The organism is Dietzia sp. E1 (genome assembly GCF_014145015.1).
Lineage (GTDB): Bacteria > Actinomycetota > Actinomycetes > Mycobacteriales > Mycobacteriaceae > Dietzia > Dietzia cinnamea_A.
This window is the reverse complement of record NZ_JAALDU010000296.1, coordinates 1-1,790: the sequence shown is the minus strand read 5'-3', so window position 1 is coordinate 1,790 and position 1,790 is coordinate 1. Positions and strand designations below refer to the sequence as shown.

At 70.9% G+C, this 1,790-nt stretch carries 2 protein-coding genes; one reads left to right on the top strand and one right to left on the bottom strand.

Features of this window, described 5'->3' with window-relative positions; genetic code table 11:
- Positions 1-21: 21 nt before the first annotated feature.
- Positions 22-492, bottom strand: a complete 471-nt coding sequence (gene mce / locus G6030_RS10510) for a methylmalonyl-CoA epimerase (protein WP_182643086.1) — start codon at positions 490-492, stop codon at positions 22-24.
- A gap of 76 nt (positions 493-568) precedes the next feature.
- Between mce and G6030_RS10505 the strand changes: the two genes are divergently transcribed.
- Positions 569-1,768 carry an acetyl-CoA C-acetyltransferase gene (locus tag G6030_RS10505; RefSeq protein WP_182643085.1) on the top strand — a complete coding sequence of 400 codons (1,200 nt, stop codon included), beginning with the start codon at positions 569-571 and terminating at the stop codon, positions 1,766-1,768.
- Positions 1,769-1,790 lie beyond the last annotated feature (22 nt).

The following is a 1,790-nucleotide window of genomic DNA, read 5'->3' as shown; positions in this document are numbered from 1 at the left end:
CCGCGGGCGCGGTCGTCGCGCCTAGTGCTGGTCGGAGGCGGGCTCGACCAGCTCGAGCAGCACGCCGCCCGCGTCCTTCGGGTGCATGAAGTTGATGCGGGAATCGGCCGTGCCCCGCTTGGGCGCTGGGTACAGGACCCGGACGCCGCGGCCGGTGAGGTGCTCGGTGATCGCGTCGATGTCGGTGACACGGACCGCCATCTGCTGGATACCGGGCCCGTTGCGGTCGATGAACTTGGCGATCGTCGAGGTCTCGTCGAGCGGTGCCAGGACCTGGAGGAGGGCGCTGCCCTCGGGGCGACCGGGCGATCCGAGCATCGCCTCGCGCACGCCCTGCTCCTCGTTGACCTCCTCGTGGAGGTTCTCCATGCCCAGGTTGTCGCGGTACCAGGCCACCGCGGCGTCGAAGTCGGGCACCGCCACGCCGACGTGGTCGATCGCCACGACGAGCTCGGAGGGCAGCAGGGGTTGGCCGGTTGGGGTAGTGGTCATACCTGCCACGTTATCCGTTCCCCCTTCCCGGTAGTTTGGCCAGTACAGTCGTTTCCCCTCGATCGGAAGGTGTCCCATGACCGCCGACCCCACCCGCACCGTCATCGTCTCCGGTGCCCGTACCCCGTTCGGCCGCCTGCAGGGAGGCCTGTCCTCCCTGTCCGCTCCCGAGCTGGGCGGCATCGCGATCCGCGCCGCCCTCGAGCGCGGGAACGTCCCCGCCGAGGCCGTCGACCAGGTGATCATGGGTCAGGTTCTGTCCGCCGGTAACGGTCAGATGCCCGCGCGGCAGGCGTCGCTCGCGGCCGGTATCCCCAAGCGCGTCGACGCGCTGAGCATCAACAAGATGTGCCTGTCCGGGCTCACCGCCATCGCGCTCGCAGACCAGGCGATCCGCTCGGGCCACTCCGAGGTCGTCGTCGCGGGCGGCCAGGAGTCCATGTCGCAGGCCCCGCACCTGCTGCCCAAGAGCCGGGCCGGCTACAAGTACGGCTCGATCGAGGTCCTGGACCACATGGCCTTCGACGGCCTGCACGACGTGCCGACGGACCAGCCGATGGGCGCGCTCACCGAAGCCCGCAACGTCGAGCTCGAGATCACCCGTGAGCACCAGGACGAGTTCGCCGCGATCTCCCACCAGCGCGCGGCCGCCGCCGCCGCGGAGGGCCGGTTCGCCGACGAGATCGTGCCGGTCACGGTCAAGGGCCGCAAGGGCGAGACCGTGGTGGACACCGACGAGGGGGTGCGCCCCGACTCCACGCCCGAGTCGATGGCCAAGCTCAAGCCTGCCTTCTCCAAGGACGGCACCATCACGGCCGGATCGTCGTCGCAGATCTCCGACGGTGCCTCCGCGGTGATCGTCACCAGCGCCGCGCGCGCCGAGGCCGAGGGCTGGACCGTCCTGGCCGAGATCGTCGGGTACGGGACGGTCGCCGGCCCGGACTCGACGCTTCAGCACCAGCCCGCCGACGCGGTGCTGGACGCCTGCAGGCGTGCGGACATCGATGTCAAGGACATCGACCTGTTCGAGTTCAACGAGGCCTTCGCCTCCGTCGGGCTGCACTCGACCCGGATGCTCGAGCTCAGCTCGGACCAGGTCAACGTCAACGGCGGGGCCATCTCCATCGGCCACCCGATCGGTGTGTCCGGTAACCGCATCGTCCTCACGCTGGCGCTCGAGCTCGCCCGGCGAGGCGGCGGTCTCGGCGCGGCCGCGCTCTGTGGCGGCGGCGGCCAGGGCGACGCCCTGCTCATCCGGGTGCCCGCGGCCGGCTGACACCCCCGTCCGGGCATCGTGG

Coding starts and splice junctions, on each gene's coding strand:
- mce (WP_182643086.1), bottom strand. CDS start 492: ATGACCACTACCCCAACCGGCCAACCCCTGCTGCCCTCCGAGCTCGTC.
- G6030_RS10505 (WP_182643085.1), top strand. CDS start 569: ATGACCGCCGACCCCACCCGCACCGTCATCGTCTCCGGTGCCCGTACC.